At 54.4% G+C, this 16,279-nt stretch carries 10 protein-coding genes; 6 read left to right on the top strand and 4 right to left on the bottom strand.

From position 1 onward, the window contains the following. Positions 1-48: 48 nt before the first annotated feature. From ACFE8Q_RS11765 to ACFE8Q_RS11755, 3 genes are all read right to left on the bottom strand, one after another. Positions 49-2,274, bottom strand: coding sequence for a B12-binding domain-containing radical SAM protein (locus ACFE8Q_RS11765; RefSeq protein WP_375445588.1), 2,226 nt, complete (start codon positions 2,272-2,274; stop codon positions 49-51). Between the two features lie 114 nt (positions 2,275-2,388). Then, complete coding sequence (locus ACFE8Q_RS11760; protein ID WP_375445587.1) at positions 2,389-3,423, bottom strand: tetratricopeptide repeat protein; 1,035 nt, start codon at positions 3,421-3,423, stop codon at positions 2,389-2,391. Between the two features lie 11 nt (positions 3,424-3,434). Continuing rightward, complete coding sequence (locus tag ACFE8Q_RS11755; protein WP_375445586.1) at positions 3,435-5,441, bottom strand: ATP-binding protein; 2,007 nt, start codon at positions 5,439-5,441, stop codon at positions 3,435-3,437. 218 nt (positions 5,442-5,659) lie between these two features. On the opposite strand from ACFE8Q_RS11755, the gene ACFE8Q_RS11750 reads away from it, so the two are divergent. Then, positions 5,660-5,902: a hypothetical protein gene (locus tag ACFE8Q_RS11750; RefSeq protein WP_375445585.1), complete on the top strand. Its 243-nt coding sequence runs from the start codon at positions 5,660-5,662 to the stop codon at positions 5,900-5,902. A gap of 54 nt (positions 5,903-5,956) precedes the next feature. On the opposite strand, the gene ACFE8Q_RS11745 is transcribed toward ACFE8Q_RS11750, so the two are convergent. Further along, a complete protein-coding gene (locus ACFE8Q_RS11745; protein WP_375445584.1) occupies positions 5,957-7,882 on the bottom strand; it encodes a M61 family metallopeptidase in 1,926 nt (641 codons plus the stop codon). 134 nt (positions 7,883-8,016) lie between these two features. Here ACFE8Q_RS11745 and ACFE8Q_RS11740 point away from each other — a divergent pair, with 134 nt between their 5' ends. The 5 genes from ACFE8Q_RS11740 to ACFE8Q_RS11720 all read left to right on the top strand — a co-directional run bounded on the left by ACFE8Q_RS11740 (position 8,017) and on the right by ACFE8Q_RS11720 (position 16,275). After that, positions 8,017-11,049, top strand: a complete 3,033-nt coding sequence (locus tag ACFE8Q_RS11740) for a tetratricopeptide repeat protein (RefSeq protein ID WP_375445583.1) — start codon at positions 8,017-8,019, stop codon at positions 11,047-11,049. 4 nt (positions 11,050-11,053) lie between these two features. Further along, the gene (locus ACFE8Q_RS11735; protein ID WP_375445582.1) at positions 11,054-12,727 is read left to right on the top strand and encodes a TonB-dependent receptor; all 1,674 of its coding nucleotides are present in this window, start codon (positions 11,054-11,056) and stop codon (positions 12,725-12,727) included. A 17-nt stretch (positions 12,728-12,744) separates the two neighbouring features. Beyond that, positions 12,745-13,905, top strand: a complete 1,161-nt coding sequence (locus ACFE8Q_RS11730; RefSeq protein WP_375445581.1) for an SPOR domain-containing protein — start codon at positions 12,745-12,747, stop codon at positions 13,903-13,905. A gap of 135 nt (positions 13,906-14,040) precedes the next feature. Next, positions 14,041-14,979, top strand: coding sequence for a hypothetical protein (locus tag ACFE8Q_RS11725; protein WP_375445580.1), 939 nt, complete (start codon positions 14,041-14,043; stop codon positions 14,977-14,979). A gap of 3 nt (positions 14,980-14,982) precedes the next feature. Continuing rightward, positions 14,983-16,275: a bifunctional folylpolyglutamate synthase/dihydrofolate synthase gene (locus ACFE8Q_RS11720; RefSeq protein ID WP_375445579.1), complete on the top strand. Its 1,293-nt coding sequence runs from the start codon at positions 14,983-14,985 to the stop codon at positions 16,273-16,275. The last annotated feature ends 4 nt before the right edge of the window (positions 16,276-16,279 follow it).

The raw sequence follows: 16,279 nt of genomic DNA, 5'->3' as shown, positions 1-16,279 counted from the left end.
ACACCTATAAAGAGGTGCGGGGCCTAAGAGGTTTGAAAGATGCAAAAATTAAACCATCAGCAAACCTGCTTCTTTCCAATCGGCCCAGGTTTCGGACAGTAACAGCTTATCGATGCTCCCCAAACCGGCCTGTTCAAACTCCGTCTGAAACTGTCGATACGTCAATGGGGCCGGTGCCTGCGTGCTCAGCTTCGGCCACATCTCCGTCAGCCAATCGCCCAGATCAACGGGCATGTCGATGACGATATCATCCTGTTGGCGGGAAACCTGCCACTCGGCCCGTTCAATGACGCGCTTTCCCTGCTTCATCTGAACATGCTCGAGGCTGGGTGCGTAGCCCGGCCAGATCAGCAGCGCGTTGGCGCGAGGTTTGGGTACGTCGGGTTCGGCAATGGCTCGTTTAATGTAAGCGCGGGGAATCGAGGTGGGTGGCACCGGAAAGGAAAACCATTTTTTGAGCGGAAAATCCAGCCCGATGCCGTGCATGAAATTGAACAGCGATTTGCGGAGTCCTTCGCTAAACTGCTCATGATCAGCGCCCAGCGGATCGTCGTGGTCGAGGTCATTATCGGCAAACGGACCCATGACCGGGCCAACGCGTTGCACGTCGAACTGTGCAGGTTGCAGGCCAACGGGCGAATGGGCGGTCATGGCAAACCGGTGCCAGAAACCGGATTGTACCACGCCAGCCGCAAATAACTGCCTGACTATTTCGAGGGAGTCGATGGTTTCCTGGGCGGTTTGCGTAGGGAAACCGTACATCAGGTAGGCGTGTACCATGATCCCGGCCTGGGTGAAATGATCGGCTACGCGGGCTACCTGCGCCACCGTTACCCCCTTTTGCATGCGGGCTAGCAGGCGGTCGGAGGCTACCTCCAGGCCACCGGAAACAGCAATGCAGCCCGACAGTTTCAGCAACTGGCACAGATCGGCGGTGAAAGCCGACTCGAAGCGGATATTCGTCCACCAGACGATGGTGAGGCGGCGGCGGACGATTTCCAGGGCCAGGTCGCGCATCAGGGCGGGTGGGGCCGCTTCATCGACAAAATGAAAGCCATGCTGCCCGGTCTGGGCAATCAACTCCTCAATCCGATCGCAGAGTAGATTGGCCGTAACCGGTTCATAACGAGCGATATAATCGAGGGAAATGTCACAGAACGAGCATTTGCCCCAGTAGCAGCCGTGGGCCAGTGTCAGCTTGTTCCAGCGGCCATCGCTCCAGAGCCGGTGCATCGGGTTGGCTACTTCAATAACCGACAGGTACGTATCCAGGGCCAGGTCGCTGTAATCGGGTGTGCCAACGTCGCGCTGGGGTACGTCTTTTTCACTGGCTCCATTGGCGTATATAACCCGTCCGTCGGCGTTGAGCAGGAACGTGCGTTTCAACCCGTTTTGTGGCCGGTTGCCGCGCACGTACTCGATCAAAGAGCGTAGCGGGGCCTCGCCATCGTCGAGGCTGACGAAGTCGACGTAGCCGAACAAACGGGGCTCGGCCAGGCTCCGAAGCTCGGTATTGGCGTAGCCGCCACCGAGTACCACCCGAACGCCGGGATAGTGCCGTTTGATATGCTGCCCACACAAGAGTGCCCCAAACAGATTGCCGGGGAATGGCACCGTCAGGCAAACCAGATCAGGTACGTTGTGGGCCATATGCTGGTCCAACTGCCTGAGCAACAGGCTACCGATCAACGAAACGGGCTGTTGTAAGGCGGCGTTCAGTTCATCGAAATGAGTAGCCGAACGCCCCAACCGCTCGGCGTAGCGACTGAAACCGAAGTGCGGGTCGATCACCTCGACCAGTAAATCGCTCAGGTCTTCAAGGTACAGCGTAGCCAGGTGGCGGGCTTTGTCTTGCAGGCCCATGCTGCCAAACGCCCATTCCAGGTCTTCAATTTCGGCAAAACGACTGGCTTCGGGCAGGTAAGTACGTCCCGAAATGGCGTGGGCCAGCGTTGGGTTTTTATGCTGTAAAAACCGGATCGTCGGGTCGATTGTGACCGTGTAGGCATCGCGCAACCGACTGATTCGCTGGCTGTTATCGGAAACGATTATTCCCGCAGCCACGGCCTGATCGACAGCAGAGAACACGCTATTCAGCCCCGTTGCCGAGAAAAGGGCGAGAATTGTCTCCATCCCCAGATCGGCCTGACGGGCCTGCACTGCGCCATCGGGCCAGGTCAGCGTATTAAGATACCCTTTCAGGTACGCTGTGGCCGGATAGGGGGTGTTCAACTGGGTAAACGGCGGGGTAAGGAGCAGAACGTTGGTCAGCACTGGGTTGGTTACTAGTGTAACGCGGACTTCAGTCCGCACGTTGACTTATTAAAATGCGGACTGAAGTCCGCGTTACACTAGTCAACAGCTTTTGGCGCATATTGACTCCACGATTTACCGGCAGTTTGTCGTCAGCAGTGCGGTGGCTTCGGCATCGTTGGCCAGTTTACCCCGGCTCCAGGCTTCGCAGGCGGCCGTTTTGTTGCCCGCCAGTTGGTGAGCCTGACCCAGCCAGGCATAGAGGTTATCGACAGAGGGGTCAATTGCTTCAGCCTGTTTTAAGGCGGTCAGGGCGTCGGTTGCTTTTTTCTGTCGTACCCAGTAAATGCCCAGATTTCGGTGCGCCCAGGCATTTTGTCCGTTCAACCGGATACTTTCGCGCAGCAATGGTAGCGCCTCGCTGTCGCGGTTGAGCATCAGGAGCAGGAAACCCTTATTGTTCAGATAGAACGGCTGATTCGGCTTCTGGCCCAGGGCTTTATCGACAATGGGGACGGCATCGGCATATTTTTTCTCCTGAGCCAGTAGTAACGCCTTGTTGTTCAGGGCTTCGGGCTGGTTTGGATTGATAGACAGCGCCTTGTCGATATCGGCGCGGGCGGAGGGGTATTGCTTCTGGGCAAAGGCGAGGGCGGCCCGGTTGGTGAGGGCTTCTACATTCCGGGCGTCCAGAAAGATGGCTTTGTCAAACGCTGCCTGGGCCATAGGTACGTTGCCCAGGCCGGCGTATGCTTCGCCCAGTCGGCTCTGGTAAAAGGTAGAATCCTGGTAGGTTTTCTGAATGTGCAACAGATCCGTGAGGGCGTTTTGGGCCTTGCCGAGGGCCAGGTACGTATCCGCGCGGTTGACATAAGCGGTGCCAAAATCGGCATCTGTGTCGATGGCTTTGTTGTAGTCGGCCAGTGCTGCTTCGATCTCCCCATCCCGGAATTTAGCCAGTCCCCGGTTGCTGTAGGCATCCGCAAAGTCCGCTTTTTTGTCGATGGCTTCGGTGTAAAAACGAATGGCTTCTTTGTATTCCCGTTTCTGAAGCTGAACATTTCCCCGCAGAAAAAACTGGGCGGCTTCGTCGGTATCCGACGAGGAGCAGGCTGCAAAGAATAAAGAGACATTGACTATACTAAGCAGAAAATACCAGCGTGGTTTCATAAATCGGGCTACTAGATTGAACGAACGGGCAAATATACCCGGAACGTGCTGCCCAAACCGGGTTTACTGCTGGCGGAAATGGCACCACCGTGTTGTTCGGTAATTTTGTAGCAGATAGCGAGCCCGATGCCAGAGCCTTCGTAACGATTCCGGCCGTTCAATCGTTGAAAAACCTGAAAAATCCGGTCGATGTATGCCTCGTCGAACCCGATGCCGTTGTCGGTTATGCTGATTTCATGGACTAGCGCATAGCCCGATTCTGGTGCATCGGCGGCACCTGGTAACTGTACGCCAGGCGGTATATCCTTCGGGCTGACCTCCCGACAGGTGACCGAAATGACGGGGGAAACGTTTTTAGGACAGAACTTAATGGCGTTTGACAGCAGATTCTGGAATAGCTGACGCATCTGGGTAGGATTGGCCAGGATCGTGGGCAGACCGTTCAGGCTTATCGTTGCCTTGGTCTGGTAAATTCCTGACCAGAGTTCATCGGTTTGTAATTCGCCGATCAGGGTTGTCAGGTTAATGGGTTTATAGGCTTCCCGCTGCGTGCCAATCCGGGCATAGGACAGGATATCCTGGATCAGGAGCCGCATTCGGACGGCAGACGAGTTGATGATACCGATAATCTCCGTTGCGTCGGCGTTGAACTGCCCGGCGTACTGACCGTGTAGAATGGCCGCGAACGAGCTTAGTTTCCGAAGCGGTTCCTGCAGATCGTGGGAGGCGATGTAGGCGAATGATTCAAGACTTTCGTTTGAGTGTTTGAGGTCCCGGTTTGCCTGTTCGAGCTGATGGCGGTAGGTACGTTTGTCGGTATTATCCTGAACAGCCACTACGATGCCATCGCCAAACCGGGCTACCGAAAAATCGTACCAGCGTTTCCCCCAGGGCACATCGAGGCGGGCGGGTTGTCCGGTTTCCACCACCTGTTTATACTGCTCGAACAACGGCGTGTTCAACAGGCCGGGAAAAAATTTGGAGATTCGCCGGTGCTGAATCGCGTCGATGGGGTGTTTAAGCAGATCGGCCGCCACCTGATTGAGTTGGACCATTCTGAAATCGATGATGTCGCCCTGCTCATTCCGAATGCTCTGGTGCACCACGATAGAGGCCGGCGTTGTATTCATGACCTGTTCCAGCAGGGCAGCATGCTGTTGCTGCGCCATTTCTGCTTCTTTCAGCGGCGTTACATCGGTGTAGGTATACAGGATACAGCCATCGATGCAACAGAATGTTCCGTCGAACCAGCCTTTCATCCCAAAGGCCTCGTACGGAAACGTGACATGCTGCGACTGCCCCGTTTCTACCACCGCCACGTAGCGGCAAAACAAATCGGACTGCTGCCAGCCAGGAAAAAGGCTACTCACCAGCGCCCCCGTCATCTCGGCTACCGATCGGCCGGTGATGCGGGCGTTATACGCGTTTGTCAGCAGGTACTGGAAATCGATGATCTGCTGCTGCGAATCGCGGATTGGCCGGGCAAAAACCAATCCCGCCTGTGTATGCTCCAGAACCTGCTGTAAGACAAGGTGTTGCTGGGATTCATTATTATCCCGCCTAGCCGATTCGGTTCCCTTAAAAACCGTGTCGATCAGTTGATGTTGCCAGGCTGGTGACTGCGTAAACTCGACCGGTGACGTAATTTTCGTGAAGTGAACCAACACGCCCGTGTCTGTTTTCGATACCAGGAAATCGAATTTATCGGGCGGTCCAGTTGGCGAGAAAATACAGTCGATACTACATCGAACAGCTCTGTTACAGTCGATGACCAGGCTGAACTGTTTGCGTAGAAACAGCCAGTCTTCTGGAGTAACTAGTCGACGGAGAAGCGGTTCGAGTAGCTCGCCATCAGCCAGGGCCAGGTTTTCAGGCGGCGAACCGGTTATACCAACGAGTTGATAATCAATGGGATAACCATCAGACCCGTACCTTGCCCGAAAGGCCATTTTGCCACTCTGTGGTGCCGTCTCGAAGAAGGGGTTAAACTGGTTATTGGCTGATGAGGCGGGTGTCATTGGGCAGGTAGTTCGATAATCAGATACCTATGCAGTCCATGTCAATGTGTTCAGTAACAGTTGGGATGATCAGTTTTACCAGAACCATCTGCCAAAAATAGGCGATTCAACGGTTGAAAACGTAGTTGATCGCCGAATTAAACCGGTTAGTACCCGGTTATTTTTTGTAAGGGTTTTCGGGTAATACCGTAGCCCGGTATCTACTTTCTACCTCGTTTATGCGGTACATAAAAGACATCAGTCACGCTCAGTTGAAAATCAGTCTGTTCGCCTGGAACAGCAAATACATCGTAAAAATAGAGGCCGGTCCCTACGAACAGACCTACAAAGTAGCTGAGTTCGATGTGACCGGCCCCGATGACGTGGAGTCGCTGTTGACGGATTCGTTTATCGCCTCCGTGCTGACCCGTTTCCAGCAAATGGATCAGGACTGGACGGAAGCGATGAACACGTATCAATAAAACAATGGTCAGTTGGGCACAGGTACGTTCTGTAGCCGAGCGGACCAGGTTTCCTTACTTAATGTACAGCCACTTGCTGTACAGGGATTTCTGTTTGTCAGAAACGTTGGGGAGGGCTTCCAGTCGGTAGGAGACGAGCGGATTGGTGCCTAACTGAACCGACAGTTCGCGTGGCTGACCACCCCGATTGATCGAAAGACGGACCGTTTCGCCGGGTTTTTTACCTGCCAGTTGCTTCGATAACTCGTCTGTCAGTCGGTTGCCGTCGATGGATAAAATGATATCGCCAACGTTGACCCCAGCCTGTTCGGCAGGGCTTCCGCGACGGACAGACGCGATCACCTGCCGCGCTGCCGACGGGTTGAACGAAGGAGCTACGGATGCGCCGAAGTACCCGTCGGTCGAGGGTGGGCCGGTATTGACGAGGCGTAGCCCCACCGGCGCAAAGTACGTATCGTAGTCGATCGTGCCGGTGCCGTTGACGCCTTTATCGAAGAAGCTGGCGAGCGATGTACCGGCCATCTGCTCGGCAGCCCGGCGAAATTCATCGTCGGTAAAGCCACGTTTCTGCTTTTTGTAGTAGTCGTTGTATAACAGCCGCAGCAGGTCATCCATCGACCGCTGCCCGTTGCTGCCCGATAGAATGGCGAGGTTCAGCAACGTACCCAGCACCGATCCTTTCGAGTAATAGGAGATGGTGCTATTGGCCGAGTTTTCGTTGGGCCGGTAATTTTTTATCCACGCATCCCAGCTTGCTTCGGCGGCCGACTGCACCTGGTTGCCCGGCTGATTTTCGATGCCGGTGATGTCGCCGGCCACAATCTTAAGGTACTCTTCCGGCGTATGAAAACCGGCCCGGCGAAGAATATAATCTTCGTAGAAAGACGTGCAACCCTCTGACAACCAGAGCATGTGGGTGTAATTTTCTGTTTCGTAATCGAACGGGCCGAGGGCGATTGGCCGAATCCGCTTCACGTTCCAGAGATGGAAATATTCGTGGGCCACCAGCGTCAGAAATCCTTTGTAGCTACGCTCGGTCGCGTAGGCGTTGAGGGTCGTTTGTAAGGTGGTCGAGTTCAGGTGCTCAAGGCCACCGCCGGGCTGACTGGTATGGTGCACCAGGAACGTGTAGTCGGTGCAGGGGTGTTCACCTACTACCGTTGCCGCCGTTTCGCAGATCCGCTTGTAATCGGCGGTCAGTTTCTCGGCATTGTAGTCGAGTGGGCCATTGGCAAACATCGCCACCGTATGCGGGATAGCCTGCGCCGGATTGGCGGGGTTGGCGACCGTAAAGGAAAGGGCGGTGTGGTTGCCAATCTCGATGGGTGAATCGACCAGGATATCGTAGTTGGGCGCTTCATAGGTGAAAGGCGTTCCTGTGACCGCTTTCATGCCCGTAGCTACTTTTTTCCAGCCCGTGAACGGATTGATCTGCACCGTCAGCGGCTGGTTCTTCAGCGCATCGTTGTAGAGGAACATGCTGGCCCCGTTCAGGTAGCCGTGCTGATCGTCGAGGTAGCTGTTTCGAACGCTGAATTCGAACGAATATACCCGGTAATGAACCTGTACATCGTCGGCATTGGTATACACCCGCCAGGTGTTCTTATTGATCTTATCCGACCGGACCGGCTGCCCTCCGGCTGTGGCTGTGAAGCCTTCCACGTTCTTGGCATACTCGCGGATCAGGTAGGAACCGGGCGTCCAGACGGGCATTTTCAGGTCTATATAGCCATTTTTACGGGCGTTGGTGGCGGCAGCGGCATTCTGGAGGCGCATATCCACCTCAAAATAGTGTGTTTGTGGCTGCGGCATCGACAGCGTATAGCTAATTCGGGCGGCGGCGGCTTCAGTGGGGTCATCGCCGGTCGGGTTGTTTGCTGAACGGAATGGCGAAGCGGGAGGGGAGGGAAGAGCCAACAGTCCAGTGCATAGGGTTCGTTGAGTCAGCAGTAAAAACAGAACGAGCAAGCGTTTTTTCATACGGAAAGACCAGTACATTCGTTGAAACAATCGTAGTATGGGTACGTTTATTTGGCTACACCGGCGAAGTGAATCCGGTTTGGTCAGCTAAACTACAACCCTTTCTCTTCATTACACAACCGTTAATCGGTTCTATGCATCCAGCATCTCCCCGCGTTTGGGGGGCCGTCTGTGTGGTTGCGGGGTCATTGATGACTCCGGCCCTACTGGCTCAACGAACGTTAACCTACACTGAACCCGATCTGCACTACCGCAATGGGGTTGAACTTTTTGAACGAAGCAACTACGCGGCTGCCCGCTCGGAATTTGAGCGGTATCTCAGCCAGCGACGCCCGTTGCTCAACACATCGGGTACGCCCGCAGCCGGGTCACCCGCCAGTGATCCCAATGCCGTGTCGGCCGAGTATTACATGGCGCTGGCCAGCCTGTACGCCGACGAACCGGGGGCCGAAGCCCTGGTCGACCGGTTTGTGCGGAATCATAGCGAACACCCCAAAGCCGGTCAGTTATACGGCGATCTGGGGCTGTATTACGTCAGCCGGGAAGATTATACCAACGCGATAACGTACCTGGGAAAGGCCGTCAACCAGTCGAATTCGGCTGGCAAGCAGCGCGATTACCAGTTCAACCTGGCGCTGGCCTATTACAACACGCAGGATCTGGCGAAGGCGTTGCCGTTGCTGAATGCGATAAAAACCGATCCTGATTACGTCAATGCGGCGGCGGCTTCGTATTATGCCGGGGTGATCAACTTCCGCAATGGGCAGTACAACGAAGCCATCAGCGATTTCCGGCGCATCGAAAGTAACCCGACCTACCAGAGTGAGGTGCCGAACTGGCTGGCGCAGGCCTATTACAAACAGGGACGTTACGACGAACTAACGGCCTACACTGAACCGCTGCTGAAACGGAACACCGGCCCGGCCTTGGCCGAGGTGGCGCTCTTTACGGCCGAAGTCTACTACCGGCAGGGGCAATACGCGCAGGCTATTCCAGCCTATAAACGATACCTGACGGCCAAAGGCGCGGCGGCTCCGGCGGCGGTGAAATACCGCTATGGGCAGTCGCTGTATAAAACCGGGAACTATCCCGATGCCATTACGCAGCTCAAACCGGTTGCGTCGGGTAAGGATACGACCGCCCAGTATGCGGCCTACACGCTGGGTATCAGCTACCTGCAAACAGATAATCCATCGTATGCCCTGACGGCTTTCGATCAGGCCGGGCGGCTGACGTTCAACCCGTCGATTCAGGAAGAGGCCCGGTTTACGCACGCTAAACTGCAACTCGATCAGAAACGGGGCTCGGAGGCGATCACCGAACTGAACGACTTCATTAAGAAGTACCCCGACAGCCGATTCGAGAATGAAGCGAACGAACTGGTTGGCGAGGCGTACCTGGCGTCGAACAATTACCCGGCGGCGATTGCGTATATCGAAAAACTGAAGAATCGCACCGCCCGCATCAACGCAACGTACCAGCGACTGACGTATAACCAGGCGGTGGCCGATTACAACGCGGAACGCTATCCGGCGGCGCTGGTCAATTTCAATAAATCGCTCACCGTTTCCGGCGACGCAGAGTTGAAAACAAACGCCACGTTCTGGAAAGCCGAAGCGTTATCGGCGCAGAAGAAATGGGCCGAAGCCATCCCGCTCTACACCCAGGTACGTGGTGGCGAGTATGGGGCCAAGAGCCTGTACGGTCTGGGTTATGCGTATTACAACCAGAAAGACTACACCAGGGCGTTGTCATTCTTCCGCGATTTCATCAAAGTATCGGCGGGTAGTGATGACCCGACGGTTGGCGATGCCTACATCCGGTCGGCCGACTGTTTACTGGCCACCAAGCAATACAACGAGGCCATGAAAGCCTACGACCAGGCCATTGCCACCGGCCGGGCCGATTCCGATTACGCGACGTATCAGAAAGGAATTATCCTGACCTACGTGGGTCGTGAAACGGAGGCCAAAGCGTTGTTCGACCAGGTGCAGCGTAACCCATCGTCGCGGTATGCCGATGACGCGCAGTTCCAGACGGCTAACGTTGATTTCGAGAAAGGTAATTTTGCGGCGGCTGTAACGGGCTATTCAAAGCTGATCACCGCGAAACCCAACAGCTACCTGATTCCAGCGGCGCTATTGAAACGGGCCGTTGCCTACGCTAACCAGCAGCAGTATGATCCGGCCGTAGCCGATTACAAGCGTATTCTGGATGAGTACGGCAATACGCCCCAGGCACAAAGTGCGTTGCTGGGCCTTCAGAACACTCTGGACGATGCCAATCGGACCGACGAGTTTTCAGATGTGCTGGGTAAATACAAGCGGAGTAATCCGGGGTCTACGGATGTAGAGAAGGCCGAGTTTGAGAACGCCAAGTCGCTGTATTTCGCCGAGAAGTATCCGCAGGCGCTGGCGGCGTTCAAAGCCTTCTCGCAGGAATACCCGAACAGCCCGAACCGGAACGAAGCCCGCTATTACGGGGCTGATGTATATGCCAAGACCGGCGACGTACCGGCAGCTCTTCGTCTCTACGGCCAGTTGATCCAGGAAGGTAAATCGACGTTTGCCGTAAAAGCAGCCAGTCGCGCCGCCGAGCTGGAGCGTCGCCAGAAAAATTACCCTGGGGCCATCAAAAACTACCAGTATGTGCTGTCGCGTTCCAACGAACGCACCGATCAGATTACGGCGCAGCTTGGTTTGATGGACACGTACTATACGTACAAGATCGATTCGGCGGGCGTATTGGCCCGGCAGATCGTTTCGGCGGGTAATATTGTGCCGGGGGCTCAGAACCGGGCGCAGTTGATGCTGGGTAAAGTGGCGCTGTCGAAAGCCGACTACAAAACGGCGGTGGCTGATTTCGAGAAAACGATCGCCCTGGCCAAAGACGTGAGCGGGGCCGAGGCCAATTACCTCATTGGCGATGCGCAGTATCGGCAGAAGAAATACAAAGAGTCGATTGCAACGCTGCTGCGTTTCAATGAGCAGTTCGACGGGTTCGAGTACTGGAAAGGAAAAGCCTTTTTGTTGGTTGCCGACAATAATATTGCTCAAGGTGATTTACTACAGGCAAAAGGGGTCCTTAATTCGATCATCGAAAATGCTGCCGAAGCCGAGATTGTGGCCGAAGCCAAAACCAAATTAGCCGCCATTGAGACGAAATAGCCCTATGTCACGTACCTACAAACCGCTGTTTCTGAGTGTGTTGACCCTGTCCTGTATGGGCACGGTGGCACAGGCGCAACAGCCCGGAAAAATTGATAATCAGGAGATCACGGTTGAAAAGAGCCGCCGTATCGAATTGCCCCCCGCTGACCGGATTCAGAACAAGATTCCGTCGCCGAAAGCCAACACAGATACCAAGAAGCTGACCTACGAGTTTCAGGATCGCAAACTGACCATCGGCGATCCCCGCATCCAGCCAACGGTATTACCCCTGAACGCCACGAAGGCAGAGACTCCGCCCGCTTTTACCAACTACGTAAAACTGGGAGCCGGTAACTACAATACGTTCTACGGAGAAGGTTTTTACGGCCTGACTACCGAGAGCGGATTAGGCGTTGAAGCGTCGGTCCGCCATTTGGGTTCTGGTATCGGACCCGTCGACGGAGCCAATTCGGCTCAGCGTGAAACCCGGATCGATCTGAAAGGCACCTACAATACCGATCTGTTCAAGCTGACGGGTGGTCTTGGGTTCGAGCAGGAGCGGTACTACTTCTACGGTTACCGGCCGCACTATCTGGATGGCAACCGGGTAGTACCTGATCGTGATTCGCTGCGTCAACAGCTCAGCACCTTCCGGGTCAATCTGGGCATCGAAAATAACGGCAAAGACCAAACGCTTGATTATGCCCTGAAAACGAGCCTGACTACCCTGAAAGATGCCTACCGCGCCTCGGAAACAGACTGGGCTACTACCCTGCAAACATCACTGGCGATCACCGACAAGGTTATCGCATTGGTGAATGCTGACGCGTACATCACCCAGCGCAGCGACCAGGAAGTGGATAACCGCAACCTGTTCCGGCTTCGTCCGGCCTTCCGGTATTCATCGCCCAACCTGACGGTGACCCTGGCGCTGAATGCAGTGAACGAGACAGACAAGCGGCTGGGCATCAACAATACACTGGCTTTCCCGGTGGCCAACGTCGATGTAGTGCCGACGGGGAATATTCACTTTTTTGCCGGGATCGATGGGGATATTGTTCGGAATACACTGCGGAGTCTGCTGAGCGAAAACCGCTGGCTGGCTCCCAACGTGTTGCTGGCAAACACCATTAAGTCGTATGATCTGTACGGTGGCTCGAAAGGGCAGTTGGGCAATGGCTTCAACTATGAAGGAAAGGTGTCGTATGCCCGCTATCGAAATTTTTACGGCATCAACAACACCTGGCCCGACACGTCGAAGTTCTTCGCCCTGTATGATGGGGGGATCGCCCACGTGCTGACCCTATCCGGTCAGATTGGTTATTCGCTCAACGATCGCTTTACGTCTACGCTCAAAGCGGATGTGTTCCGGTATGATCTCGACCGGCTCGACGACGCCTGGGGCCGACCCCGCGCCACCGTGCAATGGCTCAACAGTTACACCCTCAACAAAAAGTTGTTCGTCACCTCCGACCTGTACGTCAACACCGGGATACGGAACAAAAACTTTAGTACCAATGAAACGGTGCAGTTGCCCGCGATCTATGATCTGAACCTTAAAATCGACTATTTCCTTGGTAAACAGGTGTCTGCCTTTGTCTCGTTAAATAATATCTTCGGGCAAACCTACCAGCGGTATTTGTATTATCGGGTGCAGGGTCTTAACTTTCTCGGAGGAATTTCATACTCCTTCTGAATTAGCCCTTTTAGCCTATGCAACCCATCGGTGATTACCTGAAGAAACTGCTGTACCAATACGATTGTATCGTGGTGCCTACACTAGGCGCTTTTCTGACGCATTCGGTGTCGGCTTCCTTCAATGAAGCAACCGGTCAGTTTTTGCCACCCCGTCGTAAAGTTGCCTTCAACGAAGCCCTGATGCTCGACGATGGCATTCTGCTGAATTACGTGATGCTGCACGAACGCATTACCCGTGATGAGGCCTTGCGGGGCATCAACTCGTTTGTAACAACGCTGAAGCAGCAGGCCAGGGAAAGGGGGAGTTTCTCCATCGATGGACTGGGTCTATTTTCATACAATGCTGAAGAAAGCCTTCAGTTTGAGCCTGAACTTCGTCATAACTTCCTGGGCAATGCCTATGGCATGCAGCCCGTCATGCTCGCCAACAAGGTGGTTCACCTGGCTCAGCCTGTACCAGTTGTGAAACAGTTGCCGGTGCCGCAGGTACGTCATCTGCCTGCGGTTGCGTCTGTACAAACGGCTGCGCTGGCCACAACGGTCGACGTTGAGGAAGGGCAGGTGTTATCCATGCCGCCCCGGCGGTCGGGTCAGGTATGGCGCTGGGCAGCGGCGGCCCTGCTGGTTGGTTCGTTAGGCTTCATCAGCTACTTCTCGGTAATTCGCCCCGGCGATCCGCTTCAAAGTAGTCTGAACCCTGCTTCGTTGCTCCGGCTACCCGATTTTTTAAGAACTGAGTCGACGGTATCAGCGCCTAAACCAGCCGTTGAACCAACCAAGACCGCCGAGAAACCAGTAGTTGTTTCCGTGGCTACGACTGAAGCTGAGGCTTCTATCCCCGTCGCTTCAGTAAAAGAAGTGGCTACAGCCGCAAAAGTAGACGCCCGTAAATCATTGGTTGCCGGGTCAACCAACGTACCTGCGCCGGGGGTAGAAACGGCTCCTGAGGCGAAAACGAATTTCACCGTTATCGCCGGTAGCTTCGCCAGTCGGATCAACGCCGTTCGTTTCAAGAAACGCCTGGTGAAAGCCGGCTATTCAGATGCCTACATTCTCCAGGGAAAGGGGCTCATTAAAGTAGCGGCCATTGGTGCACACACCCTGACAGAAGCCGAAGCGGGTATTGATTCGCTTAACTCATTAACAGGCATTACCCCCTGGATCATGCGTAATTAATCAGTGAACCTTCCTCAAGAGCAAAAAAAGGCGGCCATCCAGTCGCCTTTTTTTATGTTTGTACCTGAACAGTATAACGAAAGGCCCTGGCTACTCGTTAGGGAATAAATCGGTTCACCTGACCGACGCTCACTTATGCGTATTGCGTACGAAAACGAAACTGAAGCCCGCACCGTTGCTTTTGCCTCGGCAACAGCAGCTATGGTGGGTATACTGATTATCCTGTTTCTGGTGACCCTGTCAAGTTCCACCCCAAATCCACCACCCGTGGAATATGTTGAGGTGAACTTCGGTACATCTGATGTGGGGAGTGGTTCTGTTCAGACCTACAATAAGCCTAATCCCTCGCCGCGGGCCGAGAACGTTAAGAAATCAGAAGATAGACCGAACCCAAAGGTGACGACTACGCCCCGGGTAGAACGTACCCCCGTGGCCCCAACAACGCGGACGGAAGAAACGAAAACCAGTAAATCGCCCGCGGAAAAGCCAATCATCGCCAGCCGGACGGAGAGCCCCGTTAGTGTGCCCGAACGGCCCGAAACCAAACGCCCGGAAGCAACCTCGCCTAAATCGACACCGGCTCCGCCCAGAGCCGAACCGGTAAAAAAGGTAGAGACAGTCGATCCTAGTGCCTTGTATAAACGGTCCTCAGGCGCAGCAGGCTCCAACGGCACTAACGGTCGGGCAGCCGGAACGGGAGGCAACAACAATGGCGATGACAAGTCGGGGGTAGGCGATAAGGGCAATCCAGATGGGAACATCAATGCCAAAGAGTTTTACGGAAAGCCCGGTGGTAGCAAGAGTGGTGTTGCGCTGAACGTCTCGGGCTGGTCGTTTGGGAATAATAAACTGGATAAAGATGACTCGGATGAAGGAGGCAAAATCATCTACCAGATTCGTGTTGATAGTGACGGAAACATCGTGTCGGCCCGGCCCATGCAGCAAACTGTAAGCCCATCGGTCGAAAGTTTTTACCGTCGTCAGGTAATGCGGTTTAAATTGCGGCCTAAAGGCTCCGTAACGCCGTCAGAACTGGCGGTAGGTACGTTGACGATATCCATTAGTGCCAACTAGCGTATGACTTACAACGAGGCTATCTCGTATTTATATGATCGCCTGCCCGTATTTCACCGGGTGGGCGTTTCTGCTTATAAGCCCGGCCTGACCAATGTGCTGGCTCTCTGCGAAGCGCTGGGTAACCCGCAGCATCAGTTTCGAAGCATTCACGTGGCCGGTACCAACGGCAAGGGTAGTACATCGCATTTGTTGGCGAGCATCTACCAATTGGCTGGTTACCGGGTTGGGTTATATACCTCACCTCATCTAAAATCGTTTACCGAGCGTATTCGGCTTGGTGGACTTCCTATACCAGAGGCTGATGTGGCTCAGTTTGTTCGGAATCATCGCCCGCTCATCGAAACCATCGAGCCCTCTTTCTTTGAAGTGACCGTAGCGATGGCGTTTGATTTCTTTGCCCGTGAGCAGGTTGACCTGGCTATTGTGGAAGTTGGGTTGGGAGGGAGGCTTGACTCGACCAATATCATTACGCCGATGGCTAGTGTAATCACCAACATTGGGTGGGATCATGTGGAGGTGCTGGGCGATACATTACCTAAAATCGCGGCGGAAAAATCGGGAATTATCAAGCCGAACGTACCTGTCGTTATCGGCGAAAGCCAGTCCGAAACAAGTCCGGTATTTACGGCTATAGCCGAAGCCAACCAGTCACCCATTGTCTTCGCTGATCAGCAATGGCATTTAGCCGACAGCGGGTTAGCTAACGGTGTTAGGAAAGTGCTGTGTTATCACCTTCATACTGATGAACAGCCAGTTACAGTTGACTTACCATTGACAGGTCTTTATCAACTCGCGAATCTAAAGACGGTACTTGCTACGGTTGAGGTAATACAATCGGCCTACCCGGTGCACCAGAAGGCGCTGGTTGACGGGTGTCGATTGGTAACCGCCCAGACGGGGTTGAAAGGTCGATTTCAATGGCTACAGCAACGGCCAATCGTTATAGCCGATACGGCGCATAATAAACCAGGTATTGAGGCACTATTGGCCACAGTCCAGACAATTCCGCACCGGGCACTTCGTCTGGTGATCGGTTTCGTGCGCGATAAAGATGTATTGGCTGTCTTAGCCTTATTACCGACGAACGCGATCTATTACTTTTGTCAGGCCGATTCGCCCAGGGCACTGCCTGTTGACGAATTAGTGAGCCTGGCTGGTTCGGTGGGTCTGGCCGGAGTCGGTTATGCAGATGTCAATCTTGCTTTGGCGGCGGCCAGTCAGGAGGCTGACCCCGACGATTTTATTCTTATCACCGGTAGCACCTATGTGGTGGCCGAAGTAAATTCTTTATAAGTAG

The sequence above is a fragment of the uncultured Fibrella sp. genome, assembly GCF_964250085.1.
GTDB lineage: Bacteria > Bacteroidota > Bacteroidia > Cytophagales > Spirosomataceae > Fibrella.
Note: the sequence above shows the minus strand (reverse complement) of the source record. Positions and strands in the feature narration are given on the sequence as shown.